Here is a 16,643-nt window from a genome sequence, read left to right as displayed (position 1 = left end):
TTCACTCCAGGTTCTTGCGCGTGGCGCGCTTGGCGATCACGAAGAACAGCACCCCGATCGCCGCCATGGCCGCCAGGTTGGGCAGGAACACGGCCCAGATGTCGCCGGCCAGGAACACCGTCTTCAGCGAATCGACGAAGTAACGCGCCGGAACCAGCCGGGTGATGGCCCGGATCGGCGCGGGCATCGCGTCGATCTCATACAGAAAGCCCGACAGCATGAAAGCCGGCAGAAAACCCGTGAACAGCGCGATCTGCGCTGCCAGGAACTGGTTGCGTGCCAAGGAGGAAATCAGCAGACCCTGACCCAGCGCCGGCACCATGAACACCGCCGACAGCAGCAGCAGCGCCGCCAGCGAGCCCCGCATCGGGACCCCGAACACGAACACCGCCAGCGCCGCCGCACCCAGCGTGGACAGCATGCCGAGCACGAAGTACGGCAGCAGCTTGCCGATCAGAATTTCGGCCACCGAGGCCGGCGTGGACAGCACCGCCTCCATGGTGCCGCGCTCCCATTCACGCGCCACCACCAGTGCAGTCAGCATGGTGCCGATGATGGTCATGACGATGGCGATGGCACCGGGAATCAGTGCGCGTCGGCTTTCCAGCTCGGGGTTGAACCAGTAGCGCGGTTCCAGCATGACGGCCTGCGCTGGTGCTCCGACGTCCAGTCCGGCACGCCAGGACTGGACCACGCCACGGGCGTAGTTCTCGACGTAGTTGGCGGTATTGGGGTAGGAGCCATCGGTGACGATCTGCACCAGCGGCTCGCTGCCACGCTGGGCCAGACGCTGCTCGAAATCCTGCGGAATCACCACGTAGCCGCGCAGGTCGCCTGAGACCAGTTGGTCGGCCACTTCGCGCCGGTCATGGGCGAAGTGCGTATTCAGGAAGCGGGTGCCCGAAAACGCTGCGGCCAGCGAGTGTGCCGATGCGCCGGGCGACTCCAGGACCACGCCGACACGGACATCCTTCGCATCCAGCGACACCGCATAGGCGAACAGCAGCAGCAACACCACTGGCAGCACGAACGCGATCAGCAGCGTCGAGGGGTCGCGCAGCGCCTGGTAGCTTTCCTTGGTCACCAGGGCGCCCAAGCGCCGCAGATCAAAACGGCGCAAGTCGGTCTGCAGGGGGCCACTTCCGTCTTTGTGCATTGTGGCGCCGTTCATGTGGCGGCCTCCAGCTCGCGGTCTGACGACTCCACCAGGTGAATGAAGGCGTCCTCCATCGTCGGGTCGGGTCGTTCGGGGCTGACCGCCGAACGTTTGAGCGCGTCGGGCGTATCCAGCGCGATCAGTTGCGCACGCGAGAGCATGGCCACGCGGTCGCAGTATTCGGCCTCGTCCATGAAGTGGGTGGTGACCATGATGGTCACGCCCTTGCGGGCCAGTCCGTTGATGTGGGTCCAGAATTCGCGCCGGGTGATCGGGTCCACGCCCGAAGTGGGTTCATCCAGGAACAGCACGGGCGGCCGGTGCATCAGCGAACAAGCCAATGCCAGGCGCTGCTTGTGGCCCAGCGGCAGGGAATCGGGCGTGGCGGACAGCCAGTCGCCCAGATCGAAGGTTTCGATCATCTCGGCAATGCGCTCGCGCCGGGTGTTGCCTTCCAGTCCGTAGACGCCGGCCGAGAATTCCAGGTTCTGCTGCACCGAGAGCAGGCCGTAGAGCGAAAACTTCTGCGCCATGTAGCCGAGCCGGCTCTTGGCTGCGCCGGTGGCGCGGCGCAGATCATGGCCAACCACATGCGCTTCGCCAGCAGTGGGTTTCAACAGGCCGCACAGCATCTTGAAGGTGGTGGACTTGCCGGCACCGTTGGGGCCGAGCAGGCCGAAGATTTCGCCCTTTTGCACCTCGAAGCTGACGTTGTCGGTGGCGGTGAACTCGCCGAAGCGCTTGGTGAGGTTTCGGCACGACACGGCAATGTCGAAACCCAGCTCAACCGGCGGCAGACGCTCGGCCAGCGTCGACGTGCCGCCGGGGCCGCCACCGAGCAGATCGATGAAGGCGTCTTCGAAGCGCGCAGGCACCTGCGCCAGCCGCACCTGCGCCTGATCGGACAGGGCCTGGAGCTGCTCCGCCTCGGCGCCCTCGCGCAACACCACGCGCACGCCGGCGCCCTGGATCACGCCATCGCTCACGCTGGGCAGGTCGAGTGCCTGGGTCAGGACCGCTCGGCGCTCGGCACCGACGTCTTCCAGACGGAAACTGCGGCCTTCGAGCCGCGCGGTGAGTTGCTGCGGCGGGCCATCGAACAGGAGCTGTCCCTGGTTCAGCAACAGCACGCTCTCGCAGCGCTCGGCTTCGTCGAGATATGCGGTGGACCAGACCACGGCCATGCCCTCGTCGGTCAGCGCCTGCACCATGCGCCACAAATCCTGGCGGCTGACCGGGTCGACACCCACGCCCGGCTCGTCCAGCAGCAGCACCTTGGGCCGCGCCATGAGCGCACAGGCAAGGCCCAGCTTCTGCTTCATGCCGCCGGAGAGCTTGCCGGCCAGACGCTTGGTGAAGGGCCCGAGCCGCGTGAACTCCAGCAGCTCGGCAAACAGATCGGCGTTACGATCCACATCCATGCTGCGCAACTGCGCATACAGGCGCATGTTCTCCATCACCGACAGGTCTTCGTACAGACCAAAGCGTTGCGGCATGTAGCCGCTGGCGACGTGGATGGCGTCGTTGTCCTTGACTACGTCATAACCGGCCAAGGTGACGTGGCCGGCGTTCGGCATCAGCAGGCCGGTCAGAATCCGCATCAGCGTCGTCTTGCCGGCGCCGTCGGGGCCGACCAGACCCGTCAGCCGTCCATAGTGGATGCGCGCGCTCAAGCCCCGCAGCGCCTTTACGTCGCCGAAATGCTTGTCCACGTCTTCGATGACGATGGCAGCGTCTTCGCCCGCACCCGCAGGCACGGCGGCGATAGCAGGGCTTGCCTGCATTTCAACGCTCCCCCGCCGGGATACGAGTGCCGGCTTTCGCATCGACCTCGATCGTCACCGGCATGCCCTGGCGCAAGGCACTGTCGCTGTCGGCTTCGTCGATGACGATGCGCAGGCGGTAGACCAGATCCGTGCGCAAATCCGTCGTCTCCACCGTCTTGGGGGTGAACTCGGCGCGCGGCGAGATGAAGCCGATCTGGCCGCGATAGACCTTCTCTGATGAATCGCTTTTGACGCGCACCACAGTACCGGGCGCGATGCGCCCCAAGTCCGACTCGCCCACGTAGGCGCGCACGTAAACCGGCTTGTCCAGGCTCAGGCTGTAGACCGCGCTCTGGCTTGCGACCATGCTGCCGGGCTCCCGCACTCGTGCGATGACGGTGCCGCTACTGGGCGCCATCAACTCGGTGTCCGCCAAGGCTGTCGTGGCTTGCGCTGCGGCGGCCTGTGCGGCCGCAAGGCGAGCTTCTGCCGCGGCGATGTCTTCCTTGCGAAAACCTTCGGATGCTTGCGACAGGGCCGCCTTGGCCGCTTCGACGCCAGCGGTTGCCTGGTCGCGCGCCGTGCGGGCGGCATCGACCGTGCGCTGGCTGCTGGCGCCCGATGCCAGCAGGCCACTCTGGCGCTGGAAATTGCGCTCGGTCTCGGTGGCGAGCGCCTGGGCCTGCCTGAGGGCTTCGCGCGCCTGGGTGATTTCCTGCGGTCGCAGGCCGCGGCGCAGCTTGGCCAGTTCCGCCTGCGCCACCTGCACCTGGGCCTGTGCTGCCGCAAGTGCTTCCCGATAGGGTTGCGCGTCAAGCGCCGCCAGGCGCGCGCCCGCGCTGACGGCATCGCCCTCATCGAAAGCCATTTGCATCACGCGCCCGGGCTGACGGAAGGCCAGTTGCACCTCGCGGATGTCGACGTTGCCGTAGAGGCGCAATGCATCTTGTTGTCCATGGTCGCGCGACAGCCAGAACGCCAGTGCGCCGCCAAGAGCGAGCACGACGACGGCGATCACGACCCAACGGGTTTTCTTGAAGAGGAGGTTTGGAGTTTTCATCGATGGGTTTCCGCTGGATAAAGGTGCTCAGTGCTCGCGTGCGACCGGCGCATTCGCCGCTGACCGGCGCCAGGCGATGGCCGCTATGCCAGCCCACACCAACGTGCGCAGCGTCATGGCGACCACCGTGCGTCGCTCCCAGGCGCCACCCAGAGCCACATGCACTCCGAAAGCGAGGAACACGAGTGCGGTCGCCACCGTGATGACAATCGCCAACCACGCGGCCCAGCGCCGGCGCATCCACAAGCCGACGCCGGCGACGATGTAGGCGAACCCGGCCAGAAAATTGAACCAGAGCACGAAAGGCACATAGTGGCCGGCAGCCTGGCGCGCCGCGCCGTCGACAAACAGAACGGCGCCGCCCTCCCGAAGAGTGAGCAGGCCGAAGCCGATCGCGAGCAGGGAGATCAGCCAGTTCCAGAGGCTGCGTTGTGGATGAGTGGTCATCTTCATGGCCTTTACTTGATCGCGGAAACTCCCAAGCCTTCGCCGTCGTCGCGGCGTGCGTGTGCGTTCCGCCGGGCGGTCGGGCTGAGTGTTGAATGACGCGGATTCGCGCTGGAGGCGCAACGCGATCGCATGACCGTGGTGTGCCTCTCGGCCGACCGGGCAACTGCGTGGCGGCAGGATGGAAGGCGTTTCATCGGGTGTGCGTGATGCCACGGAGATAGATGGCAAACACGGCTGGCGCATCACGACGAATGCGACTGACCTTGCCGGCCAACAGCGACTGCATGACCAGTCCCTGGATCGTGCCGATGAACAACACGGCGGCGGCATCCACGTCCAGATCCGCATCCAGGTCGCCTTGCGCCTTGCCTGCCTCCATCAGGCGGCGCAGGCGCTGTTCGTATTGACGGAGCAAGGTCTGCACCATCCGCTTGGCGAGCGTCTCGCCAGAGCGTTGCAGTTCTCCGAACAGCATGCGCGGCACGCCGGGATGCTTGGCCACGAAGTCGATGTGCGTCATGAACATGGCTTCGAGTGCTGCGGCAGGAGACGCGGCGCCCTCGGCCGCCTTGTCCACGCGCACCAGTAGACGCTCACCGACCCAGGTCATCGTTGCCTCCAGGATCGCGTCCTTGGTGGGGAAGTGGCGAAACAGCGCGCCCTGCGTCAAACCCATTCGATCGGCGATGGCCGTGGTCGTGATTTCGGCCGGGTTTTGCTCCGCGGCCAAGTCCACCACCGCTTGCACTGTGGCAGCACGCCGCTCTTCAGCGGACAGATGTTGAGGACGTTCGCTCACCGATCAGACTCCATAAAGTAAGTGACCTATTACTATCCTAACATGCAAAACATCCGCGTCGCAAGATCGGGAATACGGTTCATCGCACGGGAAAGGATGGTTCCTGCCCCATCCATGGATCGTGGCCAAGTGAGCTGACGAGACCCAGGAAGCGAACACACCCCTCAGGCGGATCATGAGTAATCGGTCGGCAAGTCGGCCACCTCAGTCAGAGCAAGAGAAGCGATTTCGTTCGAGCGAAGGCGGAAATCCCCCGGGCGTTCTTCAAGGCTTTGCATCTTTTCCCGTAGGCATTATGATAGTAATAAGTTACTTACAACATCGGAAGATCAGAGATGAACACCCTTGCCATACCTGACAAGCCCGCGCCGGCACCGTCCGTCTGTCACCCCGATGTCCTGGATACGCTTGCGAACGCGTGCCGGGCACGCGGCACTGGCGGGTTGTCGCCGGCGGCGGGTTTGCTGGCTTGGTACGACTGGGCGCTGCACCTGAGCCTTTCACCGGGCAAGCAGCGCAGCCTGATCGACAAGGGGTTGCACAAGCAGCGACGCTTGGCGCGTTACGTCGCGCACGCTGCAAGTGCCCACGGCTGCCCCACGTGCATTGAGCCGTTGGAACAGGATCGGCGCTTCGAGGCGCCGGCCTGGCAGCAATGGCCGTTCAACGTGATCCACCAGGGCTTCTTGCTGCAGCAGCAGTGGTGGCACAACGCCACGACCGGCGTGCGCGGCGTGTCGCGCCATCACGAGAACATGGTCACTTTCGCCGGGCGGCAGTGGTTGGACATGTGGTCGCCATCGAATTTCGTCTGGACCAACCCGGAAGTGCTGGAAGCCATCAAAACCAGCGGCGGCGTCAACCTGTGGCGCGGCGCGATGAACTTCCTCGACGATGCACAGCGTCTTGCGCTTGACGATGAACCGGCCGGGGTCGAAGGCTTCAAGGTCGGCCAGGACGTGGCGGTCACGCCAGGAAAGGTGGTGCTCCGAAACCACCTCATCGAACTGATCCAGTACACGCCGACGACGCCCGATGTGTATGCCGAGCCGGTGTTGATCGTGCCTTCCTGGATCATGAAGTACTACATCCTCGACCTGTCACCGCACAACTCGATGGTGAAGTACCTGGTCGACCAGGGGCATACGGTGTTCATCCTTTCCTGGAAGAACCCGACCGCGGCCGATCGCGACCTCGGCCTCGAGGATTACCGGTGGCTGGGGGTCATGGATGCACTGGACGCGGTCACGGCCATCGTGCCCGAGCGCAAGGTGCAGGCGGTTGGCTATTGCCTGGGCGGCACCTTGCTGACGATCGCCGCAGCCGCGATGGCGCGCGATGGCGACGAACGGCTGCGCAGTTTGACGCTGCTGGCGTCGGAGACCGACTTCCGCGAGTCGGGCGAAATCGCGCTTTTCATCGACGACAGTCAACTCGCCTGGCTGGAAGCCGGGATGTGGGACAAGGGCTATCTCGACGGCAAGCAGATGGCCGCCTCTTTCCAGATGCTCAACTCGCGCGACCTGATCTGGTCGCGCCGCGTGCGCGAGTACCTGCTGGGCGAACGGCAGGAGTTCAATGACCTGATGGCATGGAATGCCGACGTGACGCGCATGCCGTATCGCATGCACAGCGAGTACCTGCGGCGTTTGTATCTGAACAACGATCTGGCCGAGGGACGCTACCGGGTCGGCGGACGGCCGGTGGCGATCGCCGACATCGAAGTGCCGATGCTCATCGTCGGCACGGTGCGCGACCACGTTGCCCCCTGGCCATCCGTGTACAAGATGCATCTGCTCAGTGATGCAGAGCTGACCTTCGTACTGACCAGCGGCGGGCACAACGCCGGCGTGGTCAGCGAGCCGGGGCACCCCCGGCGCAGCTACCAGATTGCGACCCGCAGCGTCGGCGCTCGCTACGTCGATCCGCAAACGTGGCGTACCGAAACCCCTCTGAATGAGGGCTCCTGGTGGCCAGCCTGGCAGCAGTGGCTGGCACGACATTCGACCGAGCGGGTATCGCCGCCCGCCATGGGCGGCACGCAGGTCCCGCTTGGTGATGCACCGGGAACCTATGTGGCAATGCGCTGATACGACGCGCCGAAGCCGAGACAAGACAAGACCATTTCAACAGGGACATCGCTAGGGATGGCCTACACCCGCCCCGAAGGGGGCCCACCATGACCGAAGGGCACTGCAATGAGCAACGAACTGCCAATCCATCTCTACAAAGCCAATGCCGAGCTGCAACTGCAGATCACGCGCTTGCTGCAGGAGAGCAGCCATCACTGGCTCGAAGTCATGCAACAGCTCAGCGCTGGCAGCGTGCTGGAGACCACCTCGCGCATCCAGGGCCTCCAACAGGCGGCCGACTGGCAAGCGCTCGCGACCTTGCCGTCCGAGGTGTTCTGGCGTCTGTGCCAAGGCCGCATGGGCGATGCCCAAGCGGTCGGGCAAGTAGCAGCCAAGAGCCAGACGGCCTTTGCCAATGGACTGCGCCAGGCGCTCACGACTTGGCAGGAGTCTGTCTCCGAGGCATTCGGCGCGAGTGGCGACGCAGCCTCTTTCACGCAGCTTTGCCAGCGCTGGACGCAGCCCTGGACCGCCCCAAGCGCCGTACCCCAGGGCAAGACCAAGAAATGAGGGGACGGCAATGAATACGACGCAACGGACGGCGCTGGTGACGGGAGGCAACCGGGGGTTGGGCGCTGCGATCGCCCGTGCCCTGCACGATGCCGGCCACCGCGTGATCGTCACGCATACCCCCGGCAACACCACGATTGGCCAGTGGCAGCAAGCGCAAGCGACACAGGGCTACACCTTTGCTGCCTACTGGGTGGATGTATCCGACTACGAATCAACGCAGGAACTGGCGCGGCGCATCCACGCCGACGGTCATCGGATCGACATCCTGGTGAACAACGCCGGCATCACCCGCGATGCAACGCTGCGCAAGCTCGACAAGGCCGGTTGGGATGCCGTACTGCACACCAACCTGGACTCCATGTTCAACGTCACCAAGCCGTTCATTGATCCGATGGTCGAGCGCGGCTGGGGTCGCATCGTCAACATCTCGTCGATCAACGGCAGCAAGGGCCAGTTCGGGCAGACCAATTATTCGGCGGCCAAAGCCGGCGTGCACGGGTTCACGAAGGCGCTGGCGCAGGAGGTCGCGCGCAAGGGTGTGACGGTCAACACCGTGTCGCCGGGTTATCTGGCCACCGAGATGGTGATGGCGGTGCGGGAGGACATGCGCCAGAAGATCATCGATGCGATTCCGGTTGGCCGTCTGGGCCAGCCGGACGAGATTGCGGCACTTGTCGCCTTCATCGCCAGCGAAGCCGCCGCCTTTATGACCGGCAGCAACGTGGCGATGAACGGCGGCCAGCATATGTATTGAGTAGTCGAGGGGCCTGCGGCATGAAAGTCTGGACCATTCGCTTGGGCAGTTCACCGAAGAGCATCCTTTACACACTCGGGTGCTCGGACACGAAGCATGCGCATTGACACGAGGGTGTTTGCGTGCTGACGGATAGTGATCTGCAAGTCCTCCGGTTGACCGCACGTTTAGCAGGCGTCGTCACCCTGATCCTGATTGACATCCCCATCGCTTGGTGGCTGGCTCGTACCAAGACCTGGTGGAAAGGGCCGATGGGAGGCTGCCTTGGAGCCTAGATTGCTACGCTATTTCGTTGCAGTCGCGGAAGAGCTGCATCTCGCCCGCGCGGCCGAGCGTCTCGGGATCGAGCAATCTCCCGTATCGCGAGCAATGCGCGACCTGGAAAGCCAGCTTGGCGTGCAGTTGTTCGACCGCAGCACCCGCCTGACGCGGCTGACCTGGGCCGGCCAGGTGTTCCTAGGCGAATGCCGACGCGTGATGGCCACCGTGGAGCAGGCAGTCAAGAGTGCCAAGGCGGCGGCACAGGGCTACCAGGGCCATCTGCGCATCGCGATCTGCGACGGCCTGGCGCAGCCCCGCATCGCCACCTTGCTGGCACGCAGCCGCGAGGAGGAGCCCGAGATGGAGATTCGCGTCTTCGAGCTGCCGTTCGCGCAGCAGCTCAAGACGCTGCACGACGATCTGCTGGACATCGGCTTTGCGTTGTCAAACGCGGTACATGATGGCCTCGTCGCCGAGCCGGTGTGGACCGATCCGCTGTCGGTGATCGTGCCCGCACGCCACCCCTTGCTGGCACACGTGCAGGTGCCGCTGGCCGAAGCCCTGAAGTTCCCGCTGGTTCTGTGCCATCCCGAATCGGGATCGGGCTGCCGCCATCAGATTCAAGCGCTGCTGCAGGACGCAGGCACGCCGCTCAAGCTGGTCGATGAAGTGACCAGCCTGGGCGTGATGCTGACCCTGGTCGGTGCCGGCTACGGCATCGGCTTCGCCATCGCCTCGCAGGTGCAGACGCTACAGCGCCCGGACATCTCCATTCGTCCCTTGGCCGGCAGCCCACCGGTGCTCTCTACCTACCTGCTGCGCCGCCGGGGCGAACCCTCGGAGCCCATGAAGCGGTTCATCGAGCGGGCGAAAGGCGGGCGGGACCGCGCCTGTCGATGATGAGTCAATCCTTTGAGGACGCAGCTCACCTGTCCGTAGCGGCCTGTGGCGTGATGTGCCAGTGGACAGATAGACTTCGGTATGAAATCCGATGCTCTGGCTGTTGATGGATGTGCTTGGCTCGCTTTGGATCACCCGCAACGGCCTGCGTTGACCAGGCCGAAGACTTGAGTCCACAATCGAGTCCATTCCGTGACGCTTGGATCGGAAAAAACGTTCGTAATAAACGAGTTAGCGACCGGGTGCTGTTCCCATCGCCCGCTCCACATCGGATTCCGGCAGGTCATTGATCTGCAAGCAAAAAGCCAACCTGAAGAGGTTGGCCTTTTGCTGTCTGGTCGATTCCTGGTCGGAGGTGGGTAGGGCTCGGTCAGGTCACATCAAGACCGATCGCTGGCGCACCACAGTATTCACTTCCCGCCGTCAGTCCGCGTAAAGCCAGGTAGCCCGGATGCCACATCACGAAATGCAGCCAGCGCAGCCTCCAGGTGCTCGATGATCTCCTGCTGCAACACATCCGGAGGTGGCAGGTCGTCCAGGTTTTCCAGGCTGTCATCCTTCAGCCAGAAGATGTCCAGGCTCGCCTTATCGCGGGCGATCAGTTCGTCGTAGGTAAAGAACTTGAAGCGCTCGGTTTCCTTGCGCGCATGCCGGTTTTCGGGGTTGTAGCAGACAACGAAATCCTTCAGGTCGTCGAGCCTCAACTGGCGGGTCTTGAGGGTGAAGTGCTTGTTCGTGCGCAGGTCGTAGAACCACACACCTTTCGTATGCACCCGCCCATCCTTTGGCGCGTTGTCGAAGAACACCACGTTGGCCTTCACGCCCTGGGCGTAGAAGATGCCGGTAGGCAGCCGCAGAATGGTGTGCACATCGCAGTTCTCCAGCAGCTTGCGGCGGATCTTCTCGCCGGCGCCGCCTTCGAAGAGCACGTTGTCAGGCAACACCACCGCGGCCTTGCCATCCACCTTGAGCATGCTGACGATGTGCTGCAGAAAGTTGAGCTGCTTGTTGGACGTGGTCTGCCAGAAGTCCTGCCGCTCATAGGTGAGCGCATCGCGATCTTCCTCGCCCTCCTCGTTGGTGATGGTCATGCTGCTCTTCTTGCCGAAGGGCGGGTTTGCCAGCACGTAATCCACCCTGATCTTCGGCTCGGCGATCAGCGCATCCGCGCGCTCCACCGAAGGTTCACCGTCCAGTTCACCGATGTTGTGCAGAAACAGGTTCATCAGGCACAGGCGGCGCGTGTTGGGCACGATCTCGTTACCGTGGAAGGTCTTGTCACGCAGGAAGCGCGCCTGCCTTGGGTTGAGCTTCAGCAGGTCCCGGCGCAGCCACTCGGCGTGATCCTTCAACCACTGCCCGGAACCCGACAGCCACTCGTTGGCCGTCAGGAAGAACCCACCCGTGCCGCAGGCCGGGTCGGCAATGGTCTTTTCCGGCTGGGGGCGGACGCAGGCCACCATCGCCTGGATGATCGCCCGGGGCGTGAAGTACTGCCCGGCGCCGCTCTTGGTGTCTTCCGCGTTCTTCTGCAGCAGGCCCTCGTAGAGGTCGCCCTTGGTGTCGGCATCCAGCCCTATCCAGTTTTCGGCATCGATCATCTGCACCAGGCGTGCGAGCTTGGCCGGGTCCTGGATCTTGTTCTGAGCCTTGAAGAAGATCGCACCCAGCATGCCCGACTCCGAGCCCAGCTTGTGCAGGATCGCCAGATAGTGGGCCTCCAGCGGCTCGCCGGTCTTGCCGCGCAGGCTCGCCCAGTCGTAGCCCGCGGGGATGCGGGTGTCGCGCTTGTAGGGTTCCTGCGCGTATTCATGGGCGAGCTTGAGGAACAGCAGGTAGGTGAGCTGCTCCAGATAGTCGCCATAGCCCACCCCGTCGTCGCGCAGGGTGTGGCAGAAGTTCCAGACTTTCTGGATGAGGGAGGAGGTGTTCATCTTCAGCGTTCCGTGGCGGCGGGCATCAAATACCCATCAAGTAGCGTTCTCTTCGCACCGCTTTGTTTTTTAATGGGTTTATTTTCTCGGACGACAAGTGCCGGGCGTTCCGTCAAGTACCCATCAAGTAAATCACGCCCAACTCGGCACGTAACGCCTAAGCTTGGGAGCCGCGTCGGGGTCGTGCAGACGGACCATTCCCGCACCTAAAGCCTCCTTGATGAGGCGAGAGGCGGTGGCGCTGTTCTTCGTATCGATGCCGAAGCGTTCCCGCAGGGAGCTATTGGTCATGAATTCCCGCTGCACATATCGCAGGCAGGCGTGCAGATACACGGCGCGGACACGATCCGCCTGATCCATCTGCGTCAGGCTGCGAGGTGCGAACAAGGTGCTGCGGGTCGAGTCGCCCACCACTTCGAAGGCCGGTGCAGGCAGCTGGTAAAACTCCGCCTGGGACACCACCTTGTCCACACCGCTGCCACGCTCTTCACAGATGCCCATGCGCCGCATCAGCGAAGCCAGTGCCTCATTGCGGGAGCGCGGCGGACTATCCAGCATCCGGGCGGTGTCCACCAGAGGCAGGCCCGGGTTGGTGATCTCCATCCGGTCATCAAAGATCTCCACCATGGGACCGCTGCCAGTGATGGAGAAATCCTGATGGATCAGTGCATTGGCAACCAGCTCCCGAATTGCCAGCTCCGGATACACCGGAACCGCCTTGCGTAGCGCTTGCCCGATCACCTCATTGACCGGAAGAAGTCCATTGATGAAGCCGATCAGCCCCTCGAATCCAGCCGCATAGCCTTTGGTGCCCGTCTGCTCCCGCAAGGTCTCCACGCGGCCTTTACCCTTGTAAACAATCACACGCACGGCCTTGCGCTGAAGTCGCCCGAAATCCGACAACTGCTTGGCCAGCAGGATTGCGCCGAGATTCATCACATTCCAGTAGCCACCACCAGCGGGCTCGATCAACCGGTCGGCGGCAAGGGCATCCAGAATGGCAGCCCGGCCATCAGGCAAGGGGCGGTCAATCAGGTCAAAGTAGCCCGGGTAATCCAGCCGCTTCAGCACCTCATCCGCGCTCAGCTTTTCGACGGCCGGCAAGCGCTCGAAGGGCGTGGCATCGAGCACGCGCCAGAGCTCACGTTCTTTTTCCTGGAAGTCTTTCAGGCGCTTCTTGTAGGAACCGATGCGGATGAACTCGGCCCCGCCGAACTGCACGGGGTGTCGGTACGCGCAATCAATCTCCAGCAGCACCAACGGCAATCCATCCAGTTCCAGCCGGACAAAGTGAAAGCCAATTTTCGGGGCCAGCTGACGCAGCAGCCAGCTCTCCAGTTCTTCGTTGCCGATACGTTTGCAAGCAGGGTCGAAAGTCGTGCCGATCGCCTGATGCGTCGCATCATCCACGCCCCAGAGCAGATAGGCATGGGCCTTGCCCTCCAATGCCGCGGTGTTGGCCAGCGCCGAGATGTACTCGCCTATCTCCTGCGGCTCCGCATTGTTGTGCTTGAACTCCAGCCAGCCCGTTTCGCGTGGCAGGGAACACAGTTCGTGAGCCAGGCTGGCCCAATACTGTTCGTCACGCATGGGAGGTTTCTTTCGCCTTGCGTCCGCGGGGTTTCTTCGCACCGGCTTGTGCGCCCCGCTGGTCGCGGATGCGTTCGAGCAGCGCGCTGGCGGGTTCGTCGTTGGGGTCCTGCGGCACAAGCTGGCCGGAGAAGGCAGCGCGGAGGATGTTCTGGAGTTGGGTGGAGGATTGCTTTAGGGCGAGCGCTATCGCAGCCCCCTGCCGTTGAGCCTCATCTGTCAATTCCCGTAATACACGGACGATCTCCAACTGCTCTTCGACTGACGGCAAGGGAAACTCCAACGTGCCAAATCGGCCAGCACCCAGATGCGCAATATTTGTCGTGATCTTGGCAATCTTGCGGAACTTGCCCGAGTGCATGTAATGCAAGAAAACAGCAAGCGCGTACTCGGCCAATACACCGCTCTCCGCTCGGAATCGAACCAGTGTGTTTGTGAAGCATGCTCGTGGAAGCTCGCCGCGGAAGATGGCAGGACGCCCGACCCACTCCAGACTTTGCCCTTCATTCAGCAAGACATCTCCGGCAGCAAGCTTGAATGCTGCTTCGTCCTCCTCGGAAAAGTGCATCTCCATAACATCCGAGACATCGATACGCTCCTCAAAGACGTTCGCCACTCGCAGATAAGGCACCATATTTGGGCCGGTATGAAACTGTGGAGCCCTCTGGCGACCAAGCTGCACCGCTCCCATTTGCTCAATTCGCGCCCACGCCCACCCCTCCGGCAATTCCGGCAGCTCAGCGGTATCCGACTGCACCGGCTCGGGGTATTTCTTCTGCCAATCCTTTGGCGGGGTCTTGCCTTGCGCCTCGAACTTCGCGAGCTGCCCGGCTTCCCAGCGGGCGCGGCGCTCGGCGAGGATGCGCTCCAGCAGCTGCGCGCCGGTCTCAGTGGGGCGATTCCGCTGACGCCATTCGGCGGTGAGGTCGCCGGACACGGCGGCTTTCAGCAGGGATTGACGGTACTGCGCGAGTTTCTTCTGCGCCGCCTTGAGCTCGGCCACGCCGGCGTCGAGGTCGGATAACAGTTCTTCGAGTTTAGCGACGATACGGGTTTGTTCGCCGACTGGGGCAACGAACAAAGGCAATTGCCGCATAGCTGCGCTCGTGAGCTTCAATCGAGTTGAGCCCGTAACGAACGGGCGATAGTCGACGACATTGAGTTGGTGGCAAAGAAACCGGTTGTCAATTAAGCCGCCCGCTCCGGCAAGAACATGGGCGTGGTTGTTGACCCAGAAGCGCCCGTTCGCTAGGTAGGCCTTGTCTTTCACCGGGTCAAGAAACGGTGCCGCATCTTCACCGAGTAGCACTCGCTGGCCCTCTGATCTGTAAGAATCAATGAGCCCAACTTGGCCGGTTGCACCGTAATACGGGTAGAGGTCGCGCTCAGATTTGCCGCTAACGCGACTCTCTCGTTCGGATGAGTTGATGGGTTCGCGCTCGAAATCCAAGACGTCGACAACTGAATCCAATGTCGTCTGACACCACCCACTCGGCAATTCCCTCACGCCACCAACTCCCCATTCATCTCATCCATCAACGTATCCAGCTCCTTGCCGAACACCCCCCAGGCTTTCTGCAGCCCGCCCTTGTCCGCCAGCTCCGCGTAGTCGAAGTCATCCCGGTGGATGGCGCAGGCGCTGGCGATGTGGTCCTTCATCAGGCGCAGCCATTCGGTCTGCTCGGGGGTGAAGGCGGTGGCGCGGCGCGCATTGTGCCGGAAGATCCAGGCCTGGAAGCGTTTATCCACCTCGTCGGCGAAGGGCTTGAGTTCGCCGTCCAGCCCCAGCGCGAAGCGCAGCAGCGAGACCAGATCGGTGAGCTGGCGCTTGCTGTTCAAGCCCTTCACCTGGCTGGCATGCACGCGGGCGTAGGCGCTCCACAGTCGCTCGGTGGTGAGCATCAACGGCGGCCGGGCGAGGTGGGCGTGGAGTTCTTCGATCATCTCGAAGCTCAGCGCCCGACGCTGGTAGGGCTGCTGGTAGAAGAAATCCAGTGCGGCGATCTCGTCCTTGTGCTGCTTGATGTAGTCGGCAAAGCCCTGGATCACGGCCCTGGCCTCTTCCTCGGCTTGCTCGGCAAAGCCCGAGAAGACCACCTGATCGGTGTTGATGTGGTCGATGAGCTGCTCGCGCTCGCGGCGGGCGTTCTCGATCTCGTCGCGCAGTTCGGGCTTGTCGAAGGGCGCGCAGGCGGCGGCCACGCGTTCGGCGCGGGCGGCCTCGATCTCCTCGGGCAGCAGGGTGTCCTCGGTGCGGGTGATGCCTGCGGCCCTGGCGGTGGCCAGCGCAGCCTGCACGACGGCGTCCGGGTCGAGCGCGGCGATCAGGCGCTTGCCGAGTTCACCCACCGGAATGCCGCCGCTGGCTTGCTCGATGCGAGCCTGGGCCTTGGCGTCGAGCTGCTTGGCAAGGCGTACCAGCCGGTTGGCAAGGGAGAGCACGGTGTCGTCGTCGCGGCTGCCCATGGCCACGCCTTGCAGCAGGTCCTTGAGCGGCACGCCGGGCTTCTTTTCCAGCGGCCGGCTTTCGGTCTTGAGGGATTTCTCTACGCCCACGGCGTCGATCAGCACGAAGCGGGTCTTGGCACCGTCCGCGCTGTTGCTGACGCGCTTGAGGCTGTCGCCATCGAGGCTGCGCACCCCGCGGCCTTTCATCTGTTCGTAGTAGCCCCGGCTGCGCACGTCGCGCATGAACAGCAGCACTTCGAGCGGCTTCACGTCGGTGCCGGTAGCGATCATGTCCACCGTCACGGCGATGCGTGGGTTGTAGTCGTTGCGGAAGCTGGCGAGCACGCTGTCGGCGTCTTCCTCGGCGCGGTAGGTGACCTTCTTGCAGAAGGCATTCCCCTGGTCATACACCTCTCGAACGATGTTGATGATGTCGTCGGCGTGGCTGTCGGTCTTGGCAAAGATGAGCGTCTTGGGCGTCTCTTTGCGGGCCGGAAAGATCTGCGTCTCGACGGCGGTCTTCATGGCCTGGATCACCTGGCGGATCTGGCTGGGGTTGACCACAGACTTGTCGAGCTCCTTGCCGGTGTAGGCGGTGTCGTCCTCGGTCTGGGCCCAGCGACGCTTGCGGGTCTGGCGGTCGCGGTGGTCCACCCATTCGCGGGCTTTCAGCGCGGCGCCTTTCTGGGTGATCTCGGTTTCGATGGTGTAGACGTCATAGCCGACGTTGACGCCATCGGCGACGGATTGCTCGTAGGTGTATTCGGCGACGATGTTCTCGTTGAAGAAGCCGAAGGTGCGCTTGTCAGGGGTGGCGGTAAGGCCGATCAGGCTGGCGTCGAAGTAGTCGAGCACCTGCTTCCACAGGTTGTAGATGCTG

The 16,643-nt window shown here is 63.2% G+C and carries 13 protein-coding genes; 4 read left to right on the top strand and 9 right to left on the bottom strand.

Annotated features, from left to right (window positions below):
* Position 1: 1 nt before the first annotated feature.
* The 5 genes from GH681_RS12795 to GH681_RS12775 form a co-directional block, all read right to left on the bottom strand.
* Entirely contained in the window at positions 2–1,171 is a 1,170-nt protein-coding gene (locus tag GH681_RS12795; protein WP_099589928.1) for an ABC transporter permease, read from the bottom strand.
* Positions 1,168–2,940, bottom strand: coding sequence for an ATP-binding cassette domain-containing protein (locus GH681_RS12790; protein ID WP_153161866.1), 1,773 nt, complete (start codon positions 2,938–2,940; stop codon positions 1,168–1,170). Before GH681_RS12790 ends, GH681_RS12795 begins: the two co-directional genes overlap by 4 nt.
* 1 nt (position 2,941) lies before the next feature.
* On the bottom strand, positions 2,942–3,982 hold the full coding sequence (gene hlyD / locus GH681_RS12785; RefSeq protein ID WP_017462963.1) for a secretion protein HlyD: 1,041 nt from the start codon (positions 3,980–3,982) through the stop codon (positions 2,942–2,944).
* A gap of 27 nt (positions 3,983–4,009) precedes the next feature.
* The gene (locus GH681_RS12780; protein WP_083768689.1) at positions 4,010–4,435 is read right to left on the bottom strand and encodes a hypothetical protein; all 426 of its coding nucleotides are present in this window, start codon (positions 4,433–4,435) and stop codon (positions 4,010–4,012) included.
* A gap of 187 nt (positions 4,436–4,622) precedes the next feature.
* Positions 4,623–5,231, bottom strand: a complete 609-nt coding sequence (locus GH681_RS12775) for a TetR/AcrR family transcriptional regulator (RefSeq protein WP_004255154.1) — start codon at positions 5,229–5,231, stop codon at positions 4,623–4,625.
* A gap of 335 nt (positions 5,232–5,566) precedes the next feature.
* Here GH681_RS12775 and GH681_RS12770 point away from each other — a divergent pair, with 335 nt between their 5' ends.
* The 4 genes from GH681_RS12770 (at position 5,567) to GH681_RS12755 (ending at position 9,791) form a co-directional block, all read left to right on the top strand.
* Positions 5,567–7,321 (top strand): alpha/beta hydrolase, encoded by a 1,755-nt coding sequence (locus tag GH681_RS12770; protein WP_153161865.1) that lies wholly within the window; start codon positions 5,567–5,569, stop codon positions 7,319–7,321.
* A gap of 108 nt (positions 7,322–7,429) precedes the next feature.
* Positions 7,430–7,873 (top strand): phasin family protein, encoded by a 444-nt coding sequence (locus GH681_RS12765; RefSeq protein WP_013721835.1) that lies wholly within the window; start codon positions 7,430–7,432, stop codon positions 7,871–7,873.
* A gap of 10 nt (positions 7,874–7,883) precedes the next feature.
* Entirely contained in the window at positions 7,884–8,630 is a 747-nt protein-coding gene (gene phbB / locus GH681_RS12760; RefSeq protein ID WP_059401259.1) for an acetoacetyl-CoA reductase, read from the top strand.
* Positions 8,631–8,894: 264 nt separating this feature from the next.
* Complete coding sequence (locus GH681_RS12755; RefSeq protein ID WP_013721833.1) at positions 8,895–9,791, top strand: LysR family transcriptional regulator; 897 nt, start codon at positions 8,895–8,897, stop codon at positions 9,789–9,791.
* Between the two features lie 410 nt (positions 9,792–10,201).
* Here the strand turns inward: GH681_RS12755 and GH681_RS12750 are convergent, their stop codons facing one another.
* The 4 genes from GH681_RS12750 to GH681_RS23700 all read right to left on the bottom strand — a co-directional run bounded on the left by GH681_RS12750 (position 10,202) and on the right by GH681_RS23700 (position 16,618).
* Entirely contained in the window at positions 10,202–11,725 is a 1,524-nt protein-coding gene (locus GH681_RS12750) for a class I SAM-dependent DNA methyltransferase (RefSeq protein WP_153161864.1), read from the bottom strand.
* Positions 11,726–11,857: 132 nt separating this feature from the next.
* Entirely contained in the window at positions 11,858–13,315 is a 1,458-nt protein-coding gene (locus tag GH681_RS12745) for an ATP-binding protein (protein WP_153161863.1), read from the bottom strand.
* Positions 13,308–14,822 carry a restriction endonuclease subunit S gene (locus tag GH681_RS12740; protein ID WP_153161862.1) on the bottom strand — a complete coding sequence of 505 codons (1,515 nt, stop codon included), beginning with the start codon at positions 14,820–14,822 and terminating at the stop codon, positions 13,308–13,310. Before GH681_RS12740 ends, GH681_RS12745 begins: the two co-directional genes overlap by 8 nt.
* Complete coding sequence (locus tag GH681_RS23700; protein WP_228111894.1) at positions 14,819–16,618, bottom strand: type I restriction-modification enzyme R subunit C-terminal domain-containing protein; 1,800 nt, start codon at positions 16,616–16,618, stop codon at positions 14,819–14,821. Before GH681_RS23700 ends, GH681_RS12740 begins: the two co-directional genes overlap by 4 nt.
* Between the last annotated feature and the right edge of the window lie 25 nt (positions 16,619–16,643).

Origin of the sequence: Zoogloea sp. 1C4 (assembly GCF_009469605.1) — a bacterium.
Taxonomy (GTDB): Bacteria; Pseudomonadota; Gammaproteobacteria; order Burkholderiales; family Rhodocyclaceae; genus Zoogloea; species Zoogloea oryzae.
This window is presented reverse-complemented; position numbering and strand designations above follow the sequence as displayed.

Bases quoted from the DNA above. Each gene is read 5' to 3' on its own strand.
- GH681_RS12795 (WP_099589928.1), bottom strand. From the start codon at position 1,171: ATGAACGGCGCCACAATGCACAAAGACGGAAGTGGCCCCCTGCAGACC.
- GH681_RS12770 (WP_153161865.1), top strand. From the start codon at position 5,567: ATGAACACCCTTGCCATACCTGACAAGCCCGCGCCGGCACCGTCCGTC.
- GH681_RS12780 (WP_083768689.1), bottom strand. From the start codon at position 4,435: ATGAAGATGACCACTCATCCACAACGCAGCCTCTGGAACTGGCTGATC.
- hlyD (WP_017462963.1), bottom strand. From the start codon at position 3,982: ATGAAAACTCCAAACCTCCTCTTCAAGAAAACCCGTTGGGTCGTGATC.
- GH681_RS12790 (WP_153161866.1), bottom strand. From the start codon at position 2,940: ATGCAGGCAAGCCCTGCTATCGCCGCCGTGCCTGCGGGTGCGGGCGAA.
- phbB (WP_059401259.1), top strand. From the start codon at position 7,884: ATGAATACGACGCAACGGACGGCGCTGGTGACGGGAGGCAACCGGGGG.
- GH681_RS12745 (WP_153161863.1), bottom strand. From the start codon at position 13,315: ATGCGTGACGAACAGTATTGGGCCAGCCTGGCTCACGAACTGTGTTCC.
- GH681_RS12765 (WP_013721835.1), top strand. From the start codon at position 7,430: ATGAGCAACGAACTGCCAATCCATCTCTACAAAGCCAATGCCGAGCTG.
- GH681_RS12750 (WP_153161864.1), bottom strand. From the start codon at position 11,725: ATGAACACCTCCTCCCTCATCCAGAAAGTCTGGAACTTCTGCCACACC.